This window comes from Leucobacter sp. USHLN153 (genome assembly GCF_037145615.1).
Lineage (GTDB): Bacteria > Actinomycetota > Actinomycetes > Actinomycetales > Microbacteriaceae > Leucobacter.
Map to the genome: position 1 here is coordinate 107,245 of NZ_JBBCXE010000006.1, position 23,633 is coordinate 130,877.

General features: G+C 66.5%; 17 protein-coding genes. 15 read left to right on the top strand and 2 right to left on the bottom strand.

From position 1 onward, the window contains the following. Entirely contained in the window at positions 1 to 4,479 is a 4,479-nt protein-coding gene (locus tag WFH00_RS11230; RefSeq protein WP_336660927.1) for an FtsK/SpoIIIE domain-containing protein, read from the bottom strand. A gap of 559 nt (positions 4,480 to 5,038) precedes the next feature. On the opposite strand from WFH00_RS11230, the gene WFH00_RS11235 reads away from it, so the two are divergent. After that, positions 5,039 to 6,364: a peptidoglycan DD-metalloendopeptidase family protein gene (locus WFH00_RS11235; RefSeq protein WP_336660928.1), complete on the top strand. Its 1,326-nt coding sequence runs from the start codon at positions 5,039 to 5,041 to the stop codon at positions 6,362 to 6,364. 160 nt (positions 6,365 to 6,524) lie between these two features. Here the strand turns inward: WFH00_RS11235 and ppa are convergent, their stop codons facing one another. Further along, positions 6,525 to 7,016: an inorganic diphosphatase gene (ppa, locus tag WFH00_RS11240; protein WP_336660929.1), complete on the bottom strand. Its 492-nt coding sequence runs from the start codon at positions 7,014 to 7,016 to the stop codon at positions 6,525 to 6,527. A 159-nt stretch (positions 7,017 to 7,175) separates the two neighbouring features. On the opposite strand from ppa, the gene tilS reads away from it, so the two are divergent. The 14 genes from tilS to WFH00_RS11310 all read left to right on the top strand — a co-directional run bounded on the left by tilS (position 7,176) and on the right by WFH00_RS11310 (position 23,575). Then, the gene (gene tilS / locus WFH00_RS11245) at positions 7,176 to 8,309 is read left to right on the top strand and encodes a tRNA lysidine(34) synthetase TilS (protein ID WP_336660930.1); all 1,134 of its coding nucleotides are present in this window, start codon (positions 7,176 to 7,178) and stop codon (positions 8,307 to 8,309) included. A gap of 4 nt (positions 8,310 to 8,313) precedes the next feature. Further along, positions 8,314 to 8,871: a hypoxanthine phosphoribosyltransferase gene (hpt, locus tag WFH00_RS11250; RefSeq protein ID WP_336660931.1), complete on the top strand. Its 558-nt coding sequence runs from the start codon at positions 8,314 to 8,316 to the stop codon at positions 8,869 to 8,871. A gap of 147 nt (positions 8,872 to 9,018) precedes the next feature. Then, on the top strand, positions 9,019 to 11,229 hold the full coding sequence (gene ftsH / locus WFH00_RS11255) for an ATP-dependent zinc metalloprotease FtsH (protein WP_336660932.1): 2,211 nt from the start codon (positions 9,019 to 9,021) through the stop codon (positions 11,227 to 11,229). 7 nt (positions 11,230 to 11,236) lie between these two features. Further along, on the top strand, positions 11,237 to 11,821 hold the full coding sequence (folE, locus tag WFH00_RS11260; protein ID WP_336660933.1) for a GTP cyclohydrolase I: 585 nt from the start codon (positions 11,237 to 11,239) through the stop codon (positions 11,819 to 11,821). Next, positions 11,818 to 13,167 (top strand): dihydropteroate synthase, encoded by a 1,350-nt coding sequence (gene folP / locus WFH00_RS11265; RefSeq protein ID WP_336660934.1) that lies wholly within the window; start codon positions 11,818 to 11,820, stop codon positions 13,165 to 13,167. The genes folE and folP overlap by 4 nt, the downstream gene beginning before the upstream one ends. Next, complete coding sequence (folK, locus tag WFH00_RS11270; protein ID WP_336660935.1) at positions 13,164 to 13,721, top strand: 2-amino-4-hydroxy-6-hydroxymethyldihydropteridine diphosphokinase; 558 nt, start codon at positions 13,164 to 13,166, stop codon at positions 13,719 to 13,721. The genes folP and folK overlap by 4 nt, the downstream gene beginning before the upstream one ends. Further along, positions 13,714 to 14,232, top strand: a complete 519-nt coding sequence (locus WFH00_RS11275; RefSeq protein ID WP_336660936.1) for a DUF3180 family protein — start codon at positions 13,714 to 13,716, stop codon at positions 14,230 to 14,232. Before folK ends, WFH00_RS11275 begins: the two co-directional genes overlap by 8 nt. Positions 14,233 to 14,317: 85 nt before the next feature. Continuing rightward, positions 14,318 to 14,842, top strand: a complete 525-nt coding sequence (locus WFH00_RS11280) for a PH domain-containing protein (protein ID WP_336660937.1) — start codon at positions 14,318 to 14,320, stop codon at positions 14,840 to 14,842. Beyond that, entirely contained in the window at positions 14,839 to 16,680 is a 1,842-nt protein-coding gene (locus WFH00_RS11285; RefSeq protein WP_336660938.1) for a PH domain-containing protein, read from the top strand. Before WFH00_RS11280 ends, WFH00_RS11285 begins: the two co-directional genes overlap by 4 nt. After that, positions 16,677 to 17,381, top strand: coding sequence for a DUF2520 domain-containing protein (locus WFH00_RS11290; protein WP_336660939.1), 705 nt, complete (start codon positions 16,677 to 16,679; stop codon positions 17,379 to 17,381). Before WFH00_RS11285 ends, WFH00_RS11290 begins: the two co-directional genes overlap by 4 nt. 55 nt (positions 17,382 to 17,436) lie before the next feature. Further along, the gene (gene lysS / locus WFH00_RS11295; protein WP_336660940.1) at positions 17,437 to 18,984 is read left to right on the top strand and encodes a lysine--tRNA ligase; all 1,548 of its coding nucleotides are present in this window, start codon (positions 17,437 to 17,439) and stop codon (positions 18,982 to 18,984) included. 131 nt (positions 18,985 to 19,115) lie between these two features. Next, positions 19,116 to 19,295 (top strand): hypothetical protein, encoded by a 180-nt coding sequence (locus WFH00_RS11300; RefSeq protein ID WP_336660941.1) that lies wholly within the window; start codon positions 19,116 to 19,118, stop codon positions 19,293 to 19,295. 90 nt (positions 19,296 to 19,385) lie between these two features. After that, positions 19,386 to 20,864: a cardiolipin synthase gene (gene cls / locus WFH00_RS11305; protein WP_336660942.1), complete on the top strand. Its 1,479-nt coding sequence runs from the start codon at positions 19,386 to 19,388 to the stop codon at positions 20,862 to 20,864. 185 nt (positions 20,865 to 21,049) lie between these two features. Then, complete coding sequence (locus WFH00_RS11310) at positions 21,050 to 23,575, top strand: ATP-dependent Clp protease ATP-binding subunit (RefSeq protein ID WP_336660943.1); 2,526 nt, start codon at positions 21,050 to 21,052, stop codon at positions 23,573 to 23,575. The last annotated feature ends 58 nt before the right edge of the window (positions 23,576 to 23,633 follow it).

The window sequence follows — 23,633 nt, forward strand, 5'->3', positions numbered from 1 at the left end:
TTACCCCTCTTCGGAACATGCAACGTGCACGCCCGTAAGATGGCCGCCCGAGATTACTACCCCGCGACCCGGCGGCGAGTCGGCGCGCTTCATGTGCGGGAACGCAGTGCCCAAGATGCTGGGTACGTCGTCCGCGTCTGGCTGGAGCGCGAGCGCCCAGCGTGCCCCGCGCAGAGCGTTCGAGAGTTCCCACACCGCGCCAAGTGTGGCGTTCTCACCCTCGATCACAGTGGTGTACTCGCTTCGACGGAGCAGCTTGAGCACCGCGGCGAGGGCCGATTCATCACCCGTGCCATCGAACCCTCCGACGTCCTCGATCACCACAACGCGGCGGGCATCCGACGGTTGAGCGGATGGAGCAGTGGAAGCGGACGGGGAAACGGAAGGCGGAGCGCAAGTTGACGTGTTCGCGAGTGCACGCTGTAGACGCTCGAACATGACAGCTCGCGTCTCGATGGTCTCCGCGATGTCGGTCCAATCGCGGAGAGAGCCAAGCTCGGAGCGGTACGAGGAAATGAGGAAGGTTTCGTATGCGGCCCCGGAGGCTCGGCAATCAATGCGAATGGCGTCGAGGAGCGACATGATTGCCGTCGTTCGTCCGGAACCCGCAGGACCGGTGACGAGGAGTAAGCCGGAGCCGGGCGCGGCAGCAGGAGACCAGTCGGCGGTTGCAATCGCGAATGGTGCGCGATTCTCAGGAGTAAGCCGAATCTCGGTGCCTCGAATGACGCGGGGGAGGGGTGGCACCGCCGGAGCGTCGGATATCCCCCGCTCGCGCAGGGCCGCTGCGAGGCGCGAGAGGGCTGCATCCGTCTCGACGGAACCGGTCCCGAGGCACGCGATTTGCAGCTCCGCGCCAGTGCCGAGGTGCAGTGCTCTACCGGGCGCCGCGTCCACGAGCGCCTGAGGCGGCACTCCGAGCACCTGATAATCGTGATCCGAAGTCATGCGCAGGGTCATTCGCTCTGGGAAATTCGCCGAGAGAGCCGCAGGCAGTCCGCTGCTCCGTTCGGCAGAAATGATGGTGTGCACTCCGACATTCCTCCCGCTTGCAGAGATCTCAGCGAGGTCGGCGAACAGATCGGAAGGGCCACTGCGATGCTCGTGCAGGTCGCGGAAGGCGGCGAGCCCATCGATGAGGAGCAGGACCGGTACGTCATTCATGCGATCTGCGGCGCGCTTTCCGATGATCTCCTTGAGCATGCGGAACAGGCGCCCCACTCGCTCGCCATCTTCACCGCGCATTACAGCGCCAGTGGAAGGGAGCAGTGAGAGGCCCGTGGGCCGCGATTCTGCGACAACACCGGCGGCGTCCGGCGCGAGCGAGCCTCCGGAACGCCCCCCGCCGGAGCTCCCCAGACGAAGCCCGCCGACTCCGCAATCGATCGCGTACACCCGAGTCGCGGGGTCGATGCTCAGAGCAGCCACGGCGGCCGTCATGAGGAAGGTCGTTTTCCCGCTCCCCGCCCCACCGAACACCGCGACATTCCCGACCTGCGAGAGGTCAACCGTGTAAGGTCGCTGACGTTGCAGGTGCGGCTCGTCGACAAGCCCCAATGTGAGCACGCGGGACGCCGGCGGTGACTCGAGAAAGCCGAGAGGCGGCAACACCGGCAGCGCGGACTCGAGCGGAAGACAGGTAGGGAGCTGGTCCATCCAGGGCACGCGGGGGGCTGCGAGTCGAAGACGAACGGCCGCGTTGCCGATATTGCGAACGAGCACCTCGATGTCGCGGAGGCCGTCTGATTGCGGAGCCGCCCGGCTTCGGCCGGGACGGAGTTCGGGCTGGAGGACCCATGGTGCGCCAGCGCCAAAACCGAGGTCGCAGATTTCGACCGAATCCCGAGTTTCGGTTTCAGCTCGGCCCCCGAGGTAGGCGGTCTGCACCTGCGTCGCTCGGCCGGCTCCGATCTTGATTGCTGCACGCCCCGGAGTGCTTGCGGAGAACGTTGAGGCCTCGTTCGAACCGATCACGTCGACGCTGTCCGACGCGTCGGCCATGCGGAGAGCAACCCGGAGGTTCGTGTTCGCGCGGAGGTTGTCGCTGATCACCCCGGCCGGTCGCTGCGTTGCCATGATCAGGTGGAGACCCAAAGACCTCCCGCGCTGCGCGATGTCCAGCACACCATCTACGAACTCAGGTATCTCCCGCGCCAGCGCAGCGAACTCGTCGATGACGATCACGAGCGCAGGAGGGGCCTCCCGATCGCCGCGGCGCTCGAGCGTGGGCAGATCCTTCGCGCCCTTCTCCGCGAGAAGTTCTTCTCGGTATCGAAGCTCCGCTCGCAGCGAGGTGAGAGCCCGCTTCACGAGATGCGTGTTGAGATCTGTGACGAGGCCGACTGTGTGCGGCAGAGCAACGCAGTCGGCGAACGCCGCGCCACCCTTGTAGTCGACGAGCAAAAACGTGATTCGGTCTGGGGAATAGTTTGCCGCGAGGGAGACGATCCACGTTTGCAGGAACTCGGACTTCCCGGAGCCGGTCGTGCCCCCGACGAGCGCGTGCGGGCCGTGCGCGCGGAGATCGATCTCGATCGGCCCCTCGCTCGCCTGCCCGACGCACGCCGCGAACCTTCCCTCCTTGCGTTCGAAGCCAGGCCGCCAATCAGTGGCGATGCTGTCGGTGTCCCGCCAATTCCGCGCGATCGTGGCGGGCGAACCGAGAACATCGCTGGCAACGAGTTGCGCAAGACCGATCGTCCGCGGGAGATCGGAGTCATCGATAATCCGGGCGCCCGCATCAATGATCGGCGCGAGCTCACGCGCGAACGTCTCGGCGATCGGCTGGTCGATAAGGTCGAGAGCTTCGAGCTGCACTGTCTCTCCCCTCCGAACGAAGTGAGCATGCCAGCTGTCGACATGCACTTCGACGGTGGTGCGACAGGCCGCGGGAACCCCGCCGGATTGGGACGCGAGCCAGACCAAATGGATCCCGACATCCGGCCCACGTTCCGCGAGTGACACGAGCCGAGCGCGGTCGACGAGCGAGTCGGAGAGCACGAATACGACGATCGCGGGCGTCATGCGACTCGCGGGTGGTTCGAGGCGTGCCGACGCGGAGCCTGCGTCGAAGGTGGAGCGTGAGCGCAGCAGCGGATCGGTTGCACGCGCGCGAGTTACAAGGAGCCCCTCGAGTTCTGCGAGAAGCAGCCCTGAGCTCCGCGCGTCGGCCGACAGATGCGGCGATGTCAGAGGACTGTAAGCGGAATCTGTGTGCGGGAGCCACGCGAGCCAGGACCAGGACTGCCGCGCCTGCTCGGGCGTGGCGAAGGCTGCGAACACCAGGTCTGCTGGGGAGTGGAGCGCAAGCACCTGCACGAGGAGCGACCGAGCGACCCCCTCGGTCCACGGTTCATCGCCCGCGACTCCGAGAGAACCGCAGTGATCGAGGCGCTCGAGTACTGGCGCTCCGGGAATCCGCGAGAAGAGCCTGTGTACGCGCGTGAGTGCTTCCCAGTGCACCTGGGCAAGACGTCCACGAGAGGGGAGTTCTACGGTCGTGCGGCTCGGGACTGTGGCGGAGCCGAGCCGGAGCTCGAGAAAGGCTGGATGCTCCGGACGCCGCGACCATAGCCGCGATTCACCAGGTGAGGTGAATCGAAGGAGCTCTGAGGTGGGCGGAGACTCGCGGTCGCGCGCCTCGCGCTCCTTCTCACAGTTCAGCGCGAGAGAGTCCTCAATGGCGGCGAGGCTCTCTTCGAATTCGCACAACCTCGTACGCGAGGCGCGCCGCCGCTGCATTCGCGCGTCCAACCAGGACGCCAGCATGATGAGCGGCGAAAGCGCGAGGACGAGCACGCTCGCCGCCGAGCGGGTGGTCATGAAGAGCACTGCGCCCACGAAGAGCGGAGCTAGGAGCGCGATCAGCGGGAAGCGCGTCGGATCCTGCTCGTCGGGCGGTGAGGGAAGCTCGACCGGGGTCGGCGCATATACCGGATCGACAGTCGGCGACTGGAGGTGAAAGCGCCCCAGTGATCTCGCCGTCGCACAGGTGCTCGGAGCGAGCAACCCTGCGGGAGCGCTTTCGGTCGGGCCAGGCCCGACCTCCACTCGCACCCGTACCGTGCCGAACTCCACGATCGCTGATCCGAATATGCGGATTGGTGAACCGTTCGGTGTCTGGCGCTGACCGTCGGCGTCGATCACGGCAGTCCCGTTCGAGGAGCCGAGATCCTTGATCTCCAATACACCCGAACGCCACCGTAGTACCGCGTGCTTTCGGGACACACCTGTTTCGTGGAGTTCGACGCGATTGGACCGATCGCGGCCGATCAGGGTGTCGCCGTGCACCGCGATGAATTGCGCGCCATCTTGCTCACCTCCGAGCACGGTCAACATGGCTGTCGTAGGGCGCGCCCGTTCACCGGGCCCGGGCTCAGATTCGAGAACGGGTTCCACCCTGGTGCCCGACATCAGTCCCGACTGGGCGGCGAGATCGCCGTGATCGAGAATGAGGATCGTGCCGTCTGGGCGCTGCATTCGAAGGGTGAGTGGCGCACGTCGATGGATTGCTATGGGAATCAAGGCGCGGTGCCCGGCGCCTCCGCGCACCAGACTGCGGGCAATGTCACCAACGGTTGTCGTTGCATCGAACGTTACTGCGACATTGCGAGTGCAGGCCGGTGCCGAGTCGGTGCGGTGAACCACCGAGATACGGAGTTTCACAAGATCTCCAGATGCACCGGTGCCCGCGGGTGCGGAGTTGCATGCGGCGCTCAGCACAGGGCAATGCCGAGCCCCCGCTCTAAGAATTCAGCACACCATGCTCGGCATGCGCCCCGTCATGCATTCAGTACGAGAACCTCGAGCGTCAGTAGTTCACAGTGAAAGTTAGGGACCGACGACGCCATTGTCGGCGGTCGCTGGCCACGTTATCGGTGGTCGGCGAGGAACGGAAGCGGTACCGGGGGGATCGGTGACCGAATCGTTATCCTCCGGCCCGCCTTCCGCTCGGCGAGAAATCTGGTGCTAGCGTATCGATGGACCAGTTTCTGAAGCAGGACATGAGGGCGGGATGCGGAAACCACAGTCGAGCGTCATGAGGCGTGCACTCGGAGTGCTTGCTGCGTGCGCCGTCGCGGCCAGTGTCATTGTTGGAGGCAACGTGGGCGCGAGCCCCGCGTACGCGCTCGATCTGCCGACCTGGGACGACGTGCAGGCTGCAAAGAGTAACCAGGCCGACGCCGCTGCGGAGGTCAAGCGAATCGAGCAACTCATCGCCGAAGGCGAAAAGGAACTCGATCGCTTGCGAAACTTGCACGCGACGACCATCGAGGACCTGCACGCGGCCGAGGCCGCGCTCGCCGCTGCTTCCGAGAAGGCGGAAACGCTCGCCGCTCAGGCCGAACAAAGCCGCAAAGACGCTGACGAGGCAGCGGAACGTGCCAGCGCTCTGGTCGCGCAGATGTATCGCTCGGGCGGCGTCGACCGAAGCGTCGAGATGTTCCTGGACTCCGATGGCAGTACAGCCGACGCGTTGCTCGATCGAATGGCGTCGATGTCGAAGGCCACGGAGCGTAATACTTCGCTGTCGCAGGAGGCCGAACAGGCCGCGAACACGGCAGACACGCTCGGCAAGCAGGCCGACGCAGCGGCGGCAGAGCGTGAGGTGCTGCGCGAGGAACAGCAGCAGAAGGAGCAGGCAGCTGCCGAGGCCGTAGCCGGGCAGGGCGAGAAAGTACAGGCGCAGGAGGCGCAGCAGAAGACGCTGAAGGCGCAGCTCGCGGCGCTGAAGGACAAGACGACGAAGACCGTCGACGGCTACCAGGAGCGCCTCCGCATCGAGGAGGAGCAGCGACGGAAGGCGGCCGAGGAGGCCGCGAAACGAGCTGCCGAGGAGGCCGCGCGTCTTGCGCAGGAGAACGCGAACTCCGGCGGTGGCGGCGGAGGCGGCGGCGGCGGTGGTAACGGCGGCGGTGGTAACGGCGGTGGCACCGGCGGTGGCGGTGGCGGCGGCCCTGTCACTTCGAACGGCTGGGTCTACCCGACCTCAGGTTTCTACGTCTCCGAGGGCTTCAGGCCCCCGGGGCGCCCGGACCACACCGGTATCGACCTCGCGACCGGGTGCGGCACCCCGATTGTCGCCGCGGCCTCCGGATCCGTCGCGTTGACCTATTGGGACGGTGGCGGCGGCGGCAACATGGTCACTGTGAACCATCCGAACGGGTGGCAGACGCGTTATGCGCACATGATCAGCTGGGCAATTGTTTCGCCGGGTCAAGCCGTGTATGCGGGGCAGGTGCTCGGCTACGTAGGGTCGACTGGCGCGAGCACCGGGTGCCACTTGCACTTCGAGATGCGTCCGAACCAGGACAGCGGCTGGTACGACTTCGTCGACCCGGCGAGCGTCATCAGCTTCTACTGAGTGCCGCCGCGGGCACTCGCTGCGGCAGCGACGGCGTGACGGGTTGCGGCGGCGCGATGGCAGGCCCGGGTCAGGGCACAAAGAAAGAGCGGTTCGGGATCGCGATGATCCCGAACCGCTCTTCGTTTCTCGCGCTACTGCGCGCATCGACTACTGAGCTTCAGTGCTCGTTCGCGAGGCGCTGCTGAGCCTCGATGATGAGCTGCTCCGCATCGGCGGCCGATCCCCACGCGTCGACCTTCACCCACTTGCCCGGCTCGAGATCCTTGTAGTGCTCGAAGAAGTGCTCGATCTCCTTGCGGGTGTACTCCGGAATGTCGGCGACGTCCTGGATGCGCGCCCAGCGCGGATCCTTGTGCTGCACCGCGATGACCTTGTCGTCGCCGCCCGCCTCATCGCTCATCTTAAGCACGCCGACCGGGCGCACCTTGATGCCGACGCCGGGGAAGACGGGGTAGTCGAGAAGTACGAGCACGTCGAGCGGATCGCCGTCCTCGCCCAGCGTTTCTTCGAAGAAGCCGTAGTCCGTCGGGTAGACGAAGCCGGTGTAGAGCACGCGGTCGAGGTACACCCGCCCGGTCTCGTGGTCGACCTCGTACTTGTTGCGGCTCCCCTTCGGGATTTCGATAACGGCGTCGAATGCTGCGGCCATGCGCGCTCCTCTGGTGTGTCTCTGACGGCCCGTGTTCGGCCGTTGGGCGAATGCTGCTCCAGGGTACCGGACGCCACCGGCTCTGCATGCGGCCGACTGAAGCCGCGCTCGGCCGCCGCAACTTCTGCAGTGTCGGTGGCAGCGAGTAGCGTGGACCGCATGCTGCAGACCGCCATTCTCGCCACCCGACGCGCTGTTCGCGATGCGCTGCGCGCTGAGTTCGGCGGCGCGGGTGGCAGTCGGGGGACCGCGACGCCCGAGGAAAGCGGGTCGCTCGTGCTAGTCGCGCTCTCGGGCGGTGCGGACTCACTCGCGCTCGCGGCGGCTGCGGCGTTCGAGGCGCCGCGGGCAGGGCTGCGTGCGGGCGCGGTGATTGTCGATCATGGCTTGCAACCGGGTTCTGCGGTGGTGGCGGATCGGGCGGCGGCGCAAGCAGAGCTTCTCGGTCTCGCGCCGGTTCTGGTTCGGCGGGTGCGCGTCGCCGAAGCGGGCGGCGGTCCCGAGGCTGCGGCGAGGGAGTCGCGCTACGCGGCTCTCGCTGAGTGCGCGAACGAGGTCGGCGCCGCGGCGATCCTCACCGCGCATACGCGGGATGATCAGGCGGAACAGGTGCTTCTCGGCCTTGCGCGCGGATCGGGGGTGCGGAGTCTCGCGGGGATTCCGCCGAGGCGCGACCTCAGTGGATACGTTCTGCTCCGACCATTTCTGTCCTCGGCGTCCCAGGTGACGCGCGAGGTGACGGAGGCCGCCTGCCGCGAAGGCGAACTCACCTTCTGGGAAGATCCGCATAATGCCGATCCCAGGTACGCACGGGTGCGCGTGCGTACTTCGGTGCTGCCCGTGCTCGAGCGAGAGTTGGGTCCCGGGGTTGCTGCGGCGTTCGCGCGCACCGCGGACATCGTGCGCGAGGATGCCGAGGCGTTTGACGCGATGGTGAATGAGCAGATCGAGGAGATCGTCGAGCACGCCGAAGCCGGAATTGCAGTGTCGGTCTCGGCTCTCATGGCGAACCCGGCAGCGTTGCGTCACCGAATCGTCCGTCGTGTTGCGGAGGCAGAGTTCGGAAGCGAGCTGAACCGTGAGCATACGCTCGCGGTGTCGGCGCTCGTCACGGATTGGCGCGGGCAGGGCCCGATCGAAGTGCCCGGCGCGACGGTCACTCGCTCGAGCGGTCGCCTCGTGTTCACGCGTCGAAGCGGATCGCCACGCGTGGATCGAGCCGCAGCATCCGACGGCGCTGCCGCGACTGCGCGGCATACTGACCTGGAGATTCACGAGGCAATGGAAGAATAGACGCATGGACGCAAAAGACCTGGGTGCCAATCTTTCCACCGTGCTGCACACGGAGGCCGAGCTGCATCAGCGGCTCGCCGAGCTGGCTCGAGAGATCGAGGCCGACTACGCAGACGAACCGCCGCTGCTCGTCGGGGTGTTGAAGGGTGCGGTCATGGTCATGGCTGATCTCGCTCGCGAACTGCGGTTCCACGCGCAGATGGACTGGATGGCGGTCTCCTCATACGGAGCGAGCACCAAGTCGAGCGGTGTCGTGAAAATCCTGAAGGATCTCGACGCTGACATCACCGGGCGCGATGTGCTCATCGTCGAGGACATTATTGACTCCGGGCTCACGCTCTCGTGGTTGAAGGAGAACCTCGAGAGCCGGGGCGCGAAGTCCGTGCGGATCTGCACGATGCTCCGTAAGCCGGAAGCATTGAAGGTGGACGTGGACGTTGCCTACGTCGGTTTCGATATTCCGGTCGAATTCGTCGTCGGATACGGCCTCGACTACGCAGAGGACTATCGCAATCTGCGTGACGTGGCCGTGCTTGCGCCGCATGTCTACGGCGGGAAGTAAGCAGGAGTACGACACCGCTCGTGCTCGGGGCGTGGCTCTTGTGCGCCGTGAGCGGACAGGGACCTCAGTTCAGTCCCATGTCAGTGGCATTGGCTACGCTTACACATGCTGGATCTTCCCGGCACGACCCTTCTGAAAGGTCCAGACTTGGCAGAGAATTCGACGAATAACACCTCGAAGAGCACCTCGAGGGGACGTCGGCTGTTCCGCGGCCCGCTCCTGTACTTGATCCTCGCACCGATCATTGTGCTCATCGGGTGGTCGCTTCTGTCGGGCGGAAATACTCGCGAGATTTCGACCGACCGCGGTCTCGAGATGCTCGCGGCTGGGAAGGCCGAACACGCAGAGATCGTCGACGGTGACCAGCGCGTCAACCTCACGTTGGAAAAGGCCGACAAGAAGACGGGCTCGCAGGAGGTCTACTTCTACTACGTGGCCCCGCGCGGTGAAGACGTGGTGGCCGCGGTCGACGACGCGAAACTAAAGGACGGCTTCTCCGATCAGGTGCCTCAGGCGAACCCGATCTGGTCGGTTCTGAGCTTCCTGCTCCCGCTCCTCATCATCGGCGTGCTGATCTGGTGGATGCTGTCGTCGATGCAGGGCGGCGGCCGTGGCGTCATGCAGTTTGGCAAGAACAAGGCGAAGCTTGTTTCGAAGGACATGCCCCAGGTCACCTTCGCGGACGTCGCTGGCGCCGACGAGGCCGTCGAGGAGCTGCACGAGATCAAGGACTTCCTGCAGGACGCGTCGCGCTTCCAGGCCGTGGGCGCGCGCATTCCGAAGGGCGTGCTTCTCTACGGCCCTCCTGGCACGGGTAAGACGCTGCTCGCTCGCGCGGTTGCGGGCGAGGCCGGTGTTCCCTTCTATTCGATTTCGGGATCCGACTTCGTCGAGATGTTCGTCGGCGTCGGCGCGAGCCGGGTGCGCGACCTCTTCAAGGAAGCGAAGGCGAACGCTCCCGCGATCATCTTCGTCGACGAGATCGACGCCGTGGGCCAGCGTCGCGGTCAGGGCATGGGCGGCGGCCACGACGAGCGTGAGCAGACGCTGAACCAGCTGCTTGTCGAAATGGACGGCTTCGATCCGAAGACGAACGTGATCATGATCGCGGCTACGAACCGGCCCGACATGCTCGACCCCGCGCTGCTGCGCCCGGGACGCTTCGACCGCCAGGTCGGGGTCGACGCCCCGGATATGCCGGGCCGACTCAAGATTCTCCAGGTGCACGCCAAGGGCAAGCCGCTGTCGAAGAACGTCGATCTCGAGGTCGTCGCGCGCAAGACCCCGGGATTCTCGGGCGCTGATCTTGCGAACGTGCTGAACGAGGCTGCGCTGCTCACGGCACGCTCGAACGCGCAGCTTATCGACAATCGTGCGCTCGACGAGGCGATCGATCGATCGATCGCCGGTCCGCAGCGACGCACGCGACTGATGAAAGACCAAGAGAAGCTCATCACGGCTTACCACGAGGGTGGTCACGCTCTCGTCGCCGCGGCGCTGAACCATACGGACCCGGTGACGAAGATCACGATCCTTCCCCGCGGGCGCGCACTGGGCTACACCATGGTGATCCCGCTCGAAGACAAGTACTCGGTGACTCGCAACGAGCTGCTGGACCAGCTCGCGTATGCGCTCGGTGGCCGTGTCGCGGAGGAGCTCGTGTTCCATGATCCCACCACGGGAGCCGGGAATGACATCGAGAAGGCCACCGGAACTGCTCGCAAGATGGTGACGGAGTACGGCATGTCGGCGTCCATCGGTCCGGTGAAGCTCGGTCAGGGGCAGCCGGGAGCCTTCATGGGTGAGTTCGGCCAGAATCGCGACTACTCAGAGAATCTCGCGACCGCGATCGACACCGAGGTGCGCGCACTCATGGAGCAGGCACACAATGAGGCCTACGAGGTGCTCGTGAAGAACCGCGACATTCTTGATCGGCTCGCCCGCGAGCTGCTCGAGAAGGAGACGCTCGATCACATCCAGATCGCGGAAATCTTCACCGATGTGGAGAAGCTTGCCCCGCGGCCCACCTGGTTGTCGCACGAGGGTCGTCCGGTGTCGGATCGCCCGCCGATAGCGGTGCCTGCCGCGGTGCGGACGGACAACCGCCACGTTGGAGAACCTCCCGTCGCCGATTCCGAGGTCGACTCGAGTGCGACGCCGACCGAATCGGGGAGCGGCGCTCCGAAGGGTGCGACGACTTCGATCATCGATGGGGCGTCGAACTCGCAGGGTGCTTCGGCGCCGCAGGAATCGCAGACCTCGACTCCGGCGCCCGGGTCGCAACGGCCCGGTGAGTCGAGTCTTCCTCCCCGCAATCTCGGCGTGCGGGGCGACGACGATCGCGACGATACGAGGTAACAACACGATGGGGGACACGGTGGATCGCGAGCGGATCGCTTCGGCAGTGCGCGAATTGATCAGCGCGATCGGCGAGAACCCCGACAGCTCCGAACTCGCGAGCACCCCATTTCGAGTGGCGGACGCCTACAGCGAGTTCTTCGCGGGCGTTGGCCAGGACGCAGCGGTGCTGCTCTCCGATTCCGTTCCCGTGGGTGAGGAAACCGGGGAACTCGTGCTGATGCGCGATATCAGGCTCCGCTCCATGTGCGAGCACCACTTGCTGCCGTTCCGAGGGCGTGCGCACGTCGCGTACCGTCCGGGGGCTCGCGTGGTGGGCCTGAGCGCCATCCCTCGAGTGGTCGAGGTGCTGGCAGCCCGGCCCCAGGTGCAAGAACGACTCGGGGAGCAGATCGCGCAGACGCTCGAGGACGGACTCGCGCCCGAGGGCGTCCTCGTCGTGCTCGAAGCGAGCCACGGGTGCGTCGCCGATCGCGGCGTGCGACAGAGCGAGTCCGTCACGGTGACGGTTGCTTCGCGCGGGTCGCTGGCCGATCCGGCGGCTCAGACGCCCATCTTCTCCCTGCTCGGTCACCCGGAAGGCTCTGCGTGACCGGCGGGGAAATCGCGGGATTCGACTTGTCGCGCCCAGTGATCATGGGGGTGCTCAATGTCACGCCCGATTCGTTCAGCGACGGCGGGCGCTACGCCGAGACTCAGACCGCGGTCGCGAGAGGACTCGAACTCGCCGCCCAAGGAGCGGATCTTGTGGATATCGGCGGGGAGTCCACTCGTCCCGGCGCGACGCCTGTGCCGCGAGACCAGGAGCTGCAGCGCGTCGAGCCAGTCATCACGGCCCTGGCTCAGCGCGGCGTCGCGGTTTCTATCGACACGCTGCACGCGGCGACCGCCTCGGCCGCCGTCGCTGCGGGTGCTCGCGTGATCAATGACGTGTCCGGCGGCCTGCACGATGCTGAAATGCTGCACGTCGCCGCGCGAGCGAGCCGCGACCACAATGCGCGGTTCATCATCGGCCACTGGCGGGGAATACCCGATCCGGCGCACCTGCGCTCCGAGTACGCGGACGTGGTGCGCGAGGTGAGCGATGCGCTCGCCGAGCGTGCACGCGCGGCGATCGAGGCCGGCGTGAGCCCCGAGCACATCGTGCTCGACCCGGGACTCGGCTTCGACAAAACCGGGCAGCAGGGGTGGCAGCTCCTCGCGGGACTCGACACGCTGAGCGCGTTGGGATTCCCCGTGCTCGTCGGGGCGTCGCGGAAGCGGATGCTCGGAGAAGCGCTCGCAGGGGTCGGCAGCGAGGAGCGTGCGTTGACCCCCGACTCAGCCGCGCACGCGAGGGATCTCGCGACGGCTGTCGTCTCCGCGTTGGCGGCGGAGACAGGCGCCTGGGGCGTGCGCGTGCACGACGTGGTCGGCACCAGGCAGGCGCTCGCGGTGCAGCGTGCGTGGAGCGGCGCGCGAACCGGTGAGCCGGAGGAGACGCACTCGACTTCAGCGCGCCCGAATCTGGTGCCCTCACGACAGGTCGCCGCGACCGCGGCCTCCGTCGCCGGCGGGGCGCCGCAAGACCGCATCACGCTGACGGGCCTCGAGGTATTCGCGCATCACGGAGTGTTCGACTTCGAGCGCGAGCGCGGGCAGAGGTTCGTTGTGGACGCGGAACTGACAGTCGACCTCGCCCCGGCGGCCTCGGGCGATTCGCTCGAGCGGACCGTGCACTACGGCGAGCTCGCGGAAGCGATCAGCGTGGCGGTCGCGGCCGATCCGGTCGATCTCATCGAGACTGTGGCGGAGCGCGTGGCGGCCGTCGCACTGGGGTTCGCTGGAGTGCACACCGCGCGCATCACCGTGCACAAGCCGGATGCGCCGATCGATCTACCGTTCGGAGATGTGTCGGTGACGGTCGTTCGTGAACGAAAGCGGAGCGAACAGCGATGATTGCGCAGTGGGTGCCCGTGCTGTTCGCGTTCGGAGCGAACCTCGGCGATCGGGGGGAGACGATCCGGGAAGCGCAGCGTGAGCTTTCGGAGACCCCCGGAATCGAAGGCTTCGCAGCATCGCCGCTGCGGGAGACGATCGCGCTCACGACGTCTGGCCCTGACCCAGATGCCCCGAGATACCTCAACGGTGTCGCGACCGCTTCAACGATGCTGAGCCCCCACGCTCTCCTCGACCGCATGCAGGAGATCGAGCGCGATCACGGGCGTGTGCGCGATGAGAGGTGGGGAGACCGCACCCTCGATATCGACCTCCTGCTGTTCGGCGGCCGCGCGATCCGCGACGAACGACTGCAGGTGCCGCACCCTCGCGCACACGAACGCGACTTCGTGCTCGCGCCCTGGTTGGACCTCGACCCGGACGCCGTGCTCATGGGGCACGGGCGGGTCGCAGAACTGCTCGCGCGGATCGGCGACACCACCTCGCCGTTTGACGAGAACCAGGCACGTGCACGCGATGCTGCCGCCGGTGCGGTTGGGAGTGAGCATGCGTAACGTCGAGCGCACGAGCCCGCTGGCTGTGCTTGCAGCTGCCGCAATGGGTATTGCGATCGGGCTTGTCGTGCAGTTCGGTCTCACCGGCCGAGGCGCTTCGCCGTTCGTGCCGCCAGCTTCGCTCGCGGTTTCACTCGTGATTCTCGCGGGGGTGCTCATCGGGTTCGGGATCCGCCTGCACCGTCAAGTGCGACACCGCCCGGGCGCTGTAAACCCGTTCCACGCGGTGCGCTTGTTGGTGACGGCTCGCGCGGGCCAGCTGGTGGGCGGGCTCTTCGGAGGCTTCGGGATCGGCCTGCTGCTATCGCTCACGGGTCGAAGCGTGCCCGCGCCGACGGCGACGTGGCTGCCGATGGCGGCGGTGGTCGGGGGTGGCGTGGTGCTCGTGATCTGCGCCGCGATCGCGGAGCATCTGTGTCGTGTGCCTCCGGGCGATGATGACGCAGAGGAGGATCCCGGCATCGGTCCGGAGCGCGGACCGGTCGATCAGACCGCCTTCCGGCAACACTGAGCGTTCCGCGCTCGGGCCGGCTGCCGGGCTCGCGAGCCGACGACGCAGCCCTGGCGTTGTCGGTGGTGCGCCCTAAGCTGGAGCCATGACAACGGATGGCGTCGAAACGGCGGAGCCCGCGGGTGAGTGGCAGACCGAGCAGGTCACCTGGAAGCGAGTGTCGCCCTCGTACGCTTGGGCCGACCTGATCATGAACGTGCTGCTCGTGGTCGTCATTGCGGCGGTGTTCGCCGTGATCTTCGTCACCGCGGGGGAGCAGATGCCGCTGTTCATCCGCATCGCACTCCCGGCACTCATCGTCATCTTTTTGATCAATGCCGTGCTCGCGTTCCGGCGCGTGCGCGCGATCGGTTACGTGCTTCGCGAAGACGATCTGCTGTTTCGGCGGGGCATCATGTTCGAGCGCGTCATCGCGGTTCCGTACGGCCGCCTGCAGCTCGTAGACGTGACGCGTGGGCCCCTGCTTCGCGCACTCGGGCTCGCGACACTCAAGTTCGTTACGGCGTCGGCCGCGACCGGTGTAAACCTTCCCGGCCTTCGGAACGAGGACGCGGAGGCGCTGCGGGACCGCCTGGTCTCGCTCGCCGAGGCGAGGAGGTCCGGGCTGTGACCGACGAGCCCCGCGCCGACGCGGCGGCTGCCGGCGACCCGGCGAGGCCGATTCCCCGCGCGGCGGGCGTGGTCGACCCATCGGTCGACGCGCAACTGCCAGGGTCCTCGGACGCGGAGGGCTGGCGTCGCATGCACCCGCTCTCGCCGTTGCTGCGCGGAGGTATCGCGCTGGTCGTGATCGCGAGCATCATCGTCGCGAACTTCCGCGACCATTTCGTCCAGTTCTTTCTGGAGAACGGGCTGCAGGGCTCCGAGGGCGTCGACGTCGAGACGGGAGACGGCGATGTCGTGGCGCTCTTCGAGTTCCTCGCGGAGCAGGGTCTGCTGCTTCTGGTGTTTGGAGCGCTCGTCGCGGTCCTGCTGCTCATCGTGTTTTTCTCGTGGCTCGGCTGGCGCTTCGCGACATACCGCATCACGGGCTCGGCGGTTGAGGCACGCAGCGGAGTCATCTTCCGGTCGCATCGCCGCGCGCCGCTCGAGCGTATCCAGAGCGTGAACCTCCAGCGCTCGCTCCTGGCTCGAGTGCTCGGGCTCACGAAGATCGAGGTCGTCACTGCCGGCCAAGGCGGGAAGGTGGAGCTCTCGTATCTCGGCCATCGGGATGCGAAGACGGTGCGGGAGCAGATCCTTCGCGTATCCGGCGCGCGGCGTAGGGGCACGGGGCCTGCGACGGGCGTCAGCGAGGTGGGCGGCCCTCCACCCGTTGGGTTCGACGGTTCCGTGTACGACAACGCCGGAGACCGCTTCACCTCGCGGGCGCAGGATTTCATCGATACCGATATCGACCCCGAGGCGCTTCGCGCTCAGACGCTCGTGAAGGTGCCCGTCGGTCGACTCATCGCGAGCATCGCTCTCGGCTGGGAGTCGGTGATCCTCGTGGTGCTGATCATCGGCATCGTCGTCGGGGGAGCCGTGCTCGAAGCGTTCCTCATCTTCGGCGTGATCCCGCTCATCATCGTCATGGTGAGCGTCATGTTCGGTCAGTTCAATAAGGGCTTCAACTTCACACTGTCGCGCACGGACGACGCCATACGGACGGGCTCGGGGCTCACCGCGACTATGACGGAGTCGCTCCCGTTCGGCCGCATTCACGCGGTTGAGGCGCGGCAGCCGCTCCTGTGGCGACCCCTCGGTTGGTGGAAAGTGCGGATCACGACCGCCGGCCACTCTGTTGCCCAGGGCGGCCAGAACGGCGTGCAGAACGTCGTTCTCCCCGTCGGGCGCGAGGAAGACGTGCTTCGCGTCGTTGAGACCTTGTTGCCGGGAACGGGGAACGCCGACGAGGCGATCGCATCGCTTCGCGACGGCCTCGTCGGAGCCGCGCATCACTACGTCCAGGCAGGAAAGCGCTCCGCCGCGGTGCTGCTCTGGGGGCGTCGCCGTGCGGGCGTCATGATCGCCGACGACGATTCCGACCACGCGACGCTTCGCGTGCGGCGCGGTGTGCTGACCCGCTCGCTGTCGATCATGCCCATTGTCCGCGCGCAGTCCGTTCAGCTCAGACGGCCGCTCCTGCACCGTCCCCTCGGTCTCGCATCGATTCAGGCTCACACCGTGCTCGGCCCCGTGCGCATGGAGATGCGTGGCCTCGCGCTCGGCACCGCCCGCATCGTGTTCGATGAGCTCACCGCGGCGATGCTCCGCATTCAGGGCGGAGAAGCGCGACGACTCATCGAACTGCGAGAGCGCGCAAAGCGCCAGGAAGATGAGACGGCTGGAATCGAAGGTCAACGCGTCGACATTGACCTCGGTCCCGCCGTTCCGCCTCGTGAGGGAACCGGGGACTCGACCCGCTATGACCTTCCGTCACAAACAGGCTCGGAAGTGGAACCGTGAGCGTGGGAGCAGCGGCCTCACGGCTCGGTATCGGCGTGGTCGGCGCGGGCCGCGTCGGCCCGGTGCTCGCTCGGGCCCTCGCGGGTGCGGGGCACGCAATCATCGGCATCCACGCCTCGGGAGACGAGGGCCGCGAGCGAGCGGAAGCGATGCTTCCCGGCGTGCCCGTGCTCGAGGTCGCTGAGGTGGTGCGGCGCTCTGAGCTCGTCCTGTTCGCGATACCCGGAGCCGAGCTCCCCGCTCTCGTGCAGGGGCTCACTGCGACTGGAGCATGGCAACCGGGGCAACTCGTGATCCACACGGCGCCCGAGCACGGTTCCCAGGTCTTCGCCCCAGCGCTCGCGGCCGGAGTGATTCCCCTCGCCCTGCACCCCGCCATGGTGTTTACCGGCACGAGCCTCGATCTCACGCGCCTCGCGGAGGCGACCGTTGCGGTGACCGCTCCTGCGCCGGTGCTCCCGATCGGCCAGGCACTCGCCGTGGAGATGGGGGCGGAGCCCGTGATCGTCGCGGAGCAGGATCGCGCCGCATACGCGGAGGCTGTGGGAGCCGCGGGCGACTTCGCGCGAGCCGTGGTGCGTCAGGCGCTCAGCGCGCTCAGCGAGCTCGGACTCGAGGTACCCGATCGGATCGTCGGAGGGATCGTGCGCGCCGCGGTCGAGGAGGAGCTCATCGCGGGCGGGGCCGATCCCGAGCTCTGACGCCGGAAGCTAGGATGGACCGGTACGTCGAGACGATCCGGAGGATCCCGCCACAATGAGCGATCAGAGCGCAGCACCCGCCGACGCCGCCCCCGAGGCGAGCGCGGAAGAGATCTTCGAGCAGAAGCGGGTGCGCCTCGAAAAGCGCGAACGGCTCAACGCCGACGCGGACCTCGGCGGGGGAGCATACCCGGTCTCGCTTCCGGTGACGACCACGATCTCGCAGGTGCGACAGCAGTACGGTCATCTCGAAGAAACCCCCGATACCGCGTCCGGTGAGACCGTGGGCATCGCCGGCCGCATCGTCTTCCAGCGCAACACCGGCAAGCTCTGCTTTGCATCGCTGCAGGCCGGCGACGGCACCAGGATCCAGGCGATGGTGAGCCTTGCCGAGGTCGGCGAGGAGTCCCTCGTGCGGTACAAGGAGCTCACGGACCTCGGCGATCACCTCTTCGTCAGCGGAGAGGTCATCTCCAGCCGTCGCGGTGAACTGTCGATCATGGTCAAGGAGTGGACGGTCGCCGCTAAGGCAATCGCACCCCTGCCGAACATGTACGCGGAGCTCAGCGAGGAGACGCGGATCCGCCAGCGCTACCTCGACCTGATTCAGCGCGAGCAGGCGCGCGTCAACGTCGTGACCCGCGCGCGCACGATGGCGAGCCTCCGTCACACCTTCGCCGAGCGCGACTTCATCGAGGTCGAGACCCCGATGCTGCAGACGATGCACGGTGGCGCCTCGGCGCGCCCGTTCGTCACACACTCCAACGCCTTCGACACCGAGCTGTTCCTGCGCATCGCTCCGGAGCTGTACCTCAAGCGTGCAGCGGTCGGCGGGCTCGAGCGGGTCTTCGAGATCAACCGCAACTTCCGCAATGAAGGTGCCGACTCGACGCACAGCCCCGAGTTCGCGATGCTCGAGGCCTACCAGGCCTACACGGACTACAACGGCATTGCCGACCTCACGCAGCTACTGATTCAGAACGCCGCGCTCGCTGCCAATGTCGGCACGGAGCGCGAAGGCACGCACGTCGTGAAGTGGGCCGATGGAACGCTCTTCGATCTCGGCGGGGACTGGGAACGCATCTCGATGTACGGCACGCTCTCTGAGGCGGCCGGTCGCGAGATCACGCCGGAGACGAGCGTCGAGGAGCTGCAGCAGCTCGCGGACGCCGAGGGCGTCGAGGTGCACCTGCCGAACCACGGCAAGCTGGTCGAGGAACTGTGGGAGCACTTCGTGAAGGGCGGGCTCACGCGCCCCACGTTCGTGATGGACTTCCCGGTGGAGACGAGTCCGCTGACTCGCCACCATCGCTCGATCCCGGGCGTCGTCGAGAAGTGGGATCTCTACGTGCGCGGCTTCGAACTCGCGACCGGGTACTCCGAGCTCATCGACCCGGTAGTGCAGCGCGAGCGCTTCGTGCAGCAGGCCGCTGAGGGAGCGCGCGGCGACGACGAGGCGATGCCCATCGACGAGGAATTCCTGCGCGCCCTCGAGCACGGTATGCCGCCGTCGGGCGGAATGGGCATGGGCATGGATCGTCTGCTCATGGCGCTTACGGGGCTCGGGATCCGCGAGACCATTCTCTTTCCGCTCGTGAAGTAGGCACGTCTGCGGTTCAGCGACCGCGGCTCAGCGGTTGCGGATCAGCGGCTGGCGCCCACCGCCCGCCGACCGCTGCCTGCTCGCCGCGCACTCGGGTTTCTCGCTGAGGCGGCGGGTAGACTGAGACCACTATGGATAACTGGTGGTTGAACGCGCTGTGGTCGCTGACCCCGACCGTGCTGATCGGGCTCTTCTTCTGGATGGTGCTGCGGCTCATCCTGCGCGCCGACCGCACTGAGCGTCGCGTCTACAGCCAGATCGAAGACGAGGAGCGCGCCAAGGCCGGTCTCCCCGCGCGCGACGATTCCTGAGTGTCCGTGGCCTTCGCTACAGTGATGCGTAGCGCGTTCCCGTAATCAGTGGGTGCGGCGTTCGCACACTGAGCGGCTGAAGGGAAATCCATGGACTTCGACTGGTTCGGCGTGAACTGGCCGTATGTCTGGACGTGGATCGTCCTCATTGTTGACAATCTCATCAGAGTGGTCGCGGTGTTCGTGGTGCCCCGTAACCGCCGCCCCACCTCCGGCATGGCCTGGCTCATGGCGATTTTCGCGCTGCCCGTCCCGGGTCTGCTGCTGTTCCTCATCATCGGGAGTAAACGCCTGCCGCGCTCCCGCGAGCGCAAGCAGGAGGCGATCAACCACTTCGTCGCGCAGATCGCGGAGCAAGAAGCGGACGTCATTACTTCGCCTGAGCGCCTGAACTTCGGCCTCGGCAGCGTCGTGAAGTTGGGCCGTTCGCTCGGCGCGCAGCCGATGCTACAGGGCAACACGGCTTCGATCTGCATCGACTACGAGGAATCGTTCGCGAGGATGGCCGAGGCGATCCGCGCGGCCGAGCAGTATGTGCACGTCGAGTTCTACATCCTCGTGCACGACTCGACCACCGACGACGTCTTCGCCGCGATGCGTGAGGCGGTGGCGCGAGGCGTGAAGGTGCGCGTGCTGCTCGATCACATCTCCGCGCTCCGCAATCCGGGCGCCAAACGCACGCGCGAGAGCCTCACCGACCTCGGCGCGGAGTGGGCATACATGCTCCCAGTGCGGCCGTGGCGCGGCGAATACCAGCGACCGGATCTGCGCAACCACCGCAAGCTCATCGTGATCGACGGCAGAGTCGGCTTCATGGGCTCGCAAAACCTCGTTGATTCGAGCTACAACAAGCGCTCGAACCGCCGCCGCGGCCTGCACTGGAAAGACTTGATGGTGCGGGTCGAGGGGCCGATCGTGCTGGGGCTCGAGGCCGTGTTCCAGGGGGATTGGTACCTGGAGACCGGCGACTATCTGCGAGAGCTCACGAACGAGGCCGAACTTGTGCCCCTGCCCGGCGAGCTCGATTGCCAGATCGTGCCGAGCGGGCCGGGCTACGCGGGAGAGAACAACCTGCAGGTCTTCGTCGCGCTGCTCTACACCGCCGAGCGGCGCATCAGCATCACGAGCCCCTACTTCGTGCCCGACGGCTCGATCATGAACGCCGTCCGCGCCGCCACTGCACGCGGTGTGGAGGTGGAGCTGTTCGTCTCCGAGATCGGCGACCAGGCTCTCGTCTATCACGCGCAGCGCTCGTACTACGAGGAGCTGCTGCGCGCGGGCGTGCACATCAAGATGTTCCGTCCGCCGTTCATCCTGCACTCGAAGCACTTCACCATCGACGATGAGGTCGCCGTCGTGGGCTCCTCGAATATGGACCAGCGCTCGTTCGGGCTCAACATGGAGATTTCGATGGTGGTGCATGGCGAGAGCTTCGTGCAGGAGCTCGAGCAGGTGAACGAGTACTACCGCGAGAATTCGCGAGAGCTCACGCTCGAGGAGTGGGAGCAACAGTCGGTGCCGGCGCAGCTGCTCGACGGGGTCGCCAGGCTCACTTCCGCGCTGCAGTAGCATCCCTGCAGTGCGGCGAAGCTGACGCGCGGCGGCGGATCGCGTGGCCGTCACAGACCCGCGCACGGGGCGGAGCGGCGCAGTCACGCCTGCGGCGAACACGCCACCGCGATCCCGCATCACCGCGTAGCCTGGACCCATCGGCGGCGCCACTCCCGTGCTATGGCGTCGCAAGGAGGTAGGAGATGTTCGAGAGATTCACTGATCGTGCTCGCCGGGTCGTGGTGCTCGCCCAGGAAGAGGCGAAGATGCTCAACCACAACTACATCGGCACTGAGCACATCCTGCTCGGCCTCATCCATGAGGGTGAGGGCGTCGCAGCCAAGGCGCTCGAGCAGCTCGAGATCTCACTCGACGCCGTGCGCGCACAGGTCACCGACATCATCGGCACCGGTCAGCAGCCGCCGGCGGGTCACATCCCGTTCACCCCGCGCGCCAAGAAGGTGCTCGAGTTGAGCCTGCGCGAGGCGCTGCAGCTCGGCCATAACTACATCGGCACCGAGCACATCCTGCTCGGCCTGATCCGCGAGGGTGAGGGCGTCGCGGCTCAGGTGCTCGTGAAGCTCGGCGCTGACCTCAACCGCGTGCGCCAGACGGTGATCCAGCTGCTCTCCGGCTACCAGGCCGGTAAGGAAAGCGCGACCGTGGGAGCCCCGGAGTCCGGCGGTGAGTCCAAGGGGTCGCAGGTGCTCGACCAGTTCGGTCGCAACCTGACGCAGGCCGCGCGCGAGGGCAAGCTCGACCCGGTGATCGGCCGCGAGAAAGAGGTCGAGCGGGTCATGCAGATCCTCTCGCGTCGCTCGAAGAACAACCCCGTGCTGATCGGCGAGCCCGGCGTCGGCAAGACCGCCGTGGTCGAGGGCCTCGCCCAGGCGATCATCAAGGGCGAGGTGCCCGAGACGCTGAAGGACAAGCAGGTCTACGTGCTCGACCTGGGCTCGATGATCGCCGGTAGCCGGTACCGCGGCGACTTCGAGGAGCGCCTGAAGAAGGTGACGAAGGAGATTCGCAACCGCGGCGACATCATCATCTTCATCGACGAGATCCACACGCTCGTCGGCGCGGGTGCAGCCGAGGGCGCGATCGACGCGGCGAACATCCTGAAGCCGATGCTCGCCCGCGGCGAGCTCCAGACCATCGGCGCGACAACGCTCGACGAGTACCGCAAGCACTTCGAGAAGGACGCCGCGCTTGAGCGCCGCTTCCAGTCGATTCAGGTCGCGGAGCCGTCGCTCCCGCACTCGATCAATATTCTGAAGGGTCTGCGCGACCGCTACGAGGCGCACCACAAGGTTTCGATCACCGACGGTGCGATCGTCGCCGCGGTGAACCTGGCGGATCGCTACGTGCAGGATCGCTTCCTGCCCGACAAGGCGATCGACCTGATCGACGAGGCCGGGGCCCGTCTGCGCCTGTCGATCCTCTCGAGCCCGCCCGAGCTGCGCGAGTTCGACGAGAAGATCGCGGTCGTGCGCGCCGAGAAGGAACAGGCGATCGAGAACCAGGACTTCGAGGCGGCCGCGAACAAGCGCGACGAGGAGAAGAAGCTGATCGCTGAGCGCCTGCGGCTCGAGAAGCAGTGGCGCTCGGGCGACGTCGCGACGAAGGCCGAGGTCGATGAGGGACTCATCGCCGAAGTGCTCGCGCAGGCGACCGGCATCCCCGTCTTCAAGCTGACGGAGGAGGAGACCAGCCGTCTCCGCTTCATGGAGGAGGCGCTGCACCAGCGCGTCATCGGTCAGAACGAGGCCATCTCGGCACTCGCGAAGACGATCCGCCGCCAGCGCGCTGGCCTCAAGGACCCGAAGCGCCCCTCGGGCTCGTTCATCTTCGCCGGCCCCACGGGCGTCGGCAAGACTGAGCTCGCGAAGGCTCTCGCCGAGTTCCTGTTCGATGACGAGGACGCGCTGATCTCGCTCGACATGTCGGAGTACGGCGAGAAGCACACGGTCTCCCGCCTCTTCGGTGCTCCCCCCGGGTTCGTCGGCTTCGAGGAGGGCGGCCAGCTCACGGAGAAGGTGCGCCGCAAGCCGTTCTCGGTCGTGCTCTTCGACGAGATCGAGAAGGCGCACCCCGACATCTTCAACTCGCTGCTGCAGATCCTCGAGGAAGGCCGTCTCACCGACGGTCAGGGACGCGTCATCGACTTCAAGAACACGGTCATCATCATGACGACGAACCTCGGCTCGTCCGCGATCGCCGGTGGCCCCGTGGGGTTCCAGATCGAGGGCGACTCGTCGGTCGGCTACGACATGATGAAGGGCAAGGTCAACGAGGAGCTCAAGAAGCACTTCAAGCCCGAGTTCCTGAACCGTGTCGACGACACGATCGTCTTCCCGCAGCTCACCAAGCCGGAGCTGCTGCAGATCGTGGATCTCTTCGTGAAGCAGCTCAAGGATCGTCTGCTCGATCGCGACATGCACATCGAGATCTCGCAGGCGGCACGCGAGCGTCTCTCGGAGGTCGGTTACGATCCCACGCTCGGTGCGCGTCCGCTGCGCCGCGCGATGCAGCGCGAGATCGAGGATCGCCTCTCCGAGCGCATCCTGAGCGCGGAGCTGCTGGCCGGCGATCTGGTGAAGGTCGACTTCGTGGATGGCGAGTTCACGTTCGCGACCGAGTCGCGGGCGGATCGCGATGGCGGCAGCGCGTCGGCGTCGTCGGCAGCTGCGGTGGCCTCCACTGCCGCAACGCCGGGTTCCGCGGAGTAGTCCGAAGATTCCCCTTCGAGTACACGGGGCTCGCTGCACGCGCAGCGGGCCCCGTTTC

What these genes read in the sequence shown, in the direction of transcription:
- tilS (WP_336660930.1), top strand. Translation starts at nt 7,176, where the DNA reads ATGCTGCAGACCGCCATTCTCGCCACCCGACGCGCTGTTCGCGATGCG.
- WFH00_RS11230 (WP_336660927.1), bottom strand. Translation starts at nt 4,479, where the DNA reads ATGCAGCGCCCAGACGGCACGATCCTCATTCTCGATCACGGCGATCTC.
- hpt (WP_336660931.1), top strand. Translation starts at nt 8,314, where the DNA reads ATGGACGCAAAAGACCTGGGTGCCAATCTTTCCACCGTGCTGCACACG.
- folK (WP_336660935.1), top strand. Translation starts at nt 13,164, where the DNA reads ATGATTGCGCAGTGGGTGCCCGTGCTGTTCGCGTTCGGAGCGAACCTC.
- cls (WP_336660942.1), top strand. Translation starts at nt 19,386, where the DNA reads ATGGACTTCGACTGGTTCGGCGTGAACTGGCCGTATGTCTGGACGTGG.
- WFH00_RS11300 (WP_336660941.1), top strand. Translation starts at nt 19,116, where the DNA reads ATGGATAACTGGTGGTTGAACGCGCTGTGGTCGCTGACCCCGACCGTG.
- WFH00_RS11310 (WP_336660943.1), top strand. Translation starts at nt 21,050, where the DNA reads ATGTTCGAGAGATTCACTGATCGTGCTCGCCGGGTCGTGGTGCTCGCC.
- ppa (WP_336660929.1), bottom strand. Translation starts at nt 7,016, where the DNA reads ATGGCCGCAGCATTCGACGCCGTTATCGAAATCCCGAAGGGGAGCCGC.
- WFH00_RS11280 (WP_336660937.1), top strand. Translation starts at nt 14,318, where the DNA reads ATGACAACGGATGGCGTCGAAACGGCGGAGCCCGCGGGTGAGTGGCAG.
- lysS (WP_336660940.1), top strand. Translation starts at nt 17,437, where the DNA reads ATGAGCGATCAGAGCGCAGCACCCGCCGACGCCGCCCCCGAGGCGAGC.
- WFH00_RS11275 (WP_336660936.1), top strand. Translation starts at nt 13,714, where the DNA reads ATGCGTAACGTCGAGCGCACGAGCCCGCTGGCTGTGCTTGCAGCTGCC.
- WFH00_RS11235 (WP_336660928.1), top strand. Translation starts at nt 5,039, where the DNA reads ATGAGGCGTGCACTCGGAGTGCTTGCTGCGTGCGCCGTCGCGGCCAGT.
- folE (WP_336660933.1), top strand. Translation starts at nt 11,237, where the DNA reads ATGGGGGACACGGTGGATCGCGAGCGGATCGCTTCGGCAGTGCGCGAA.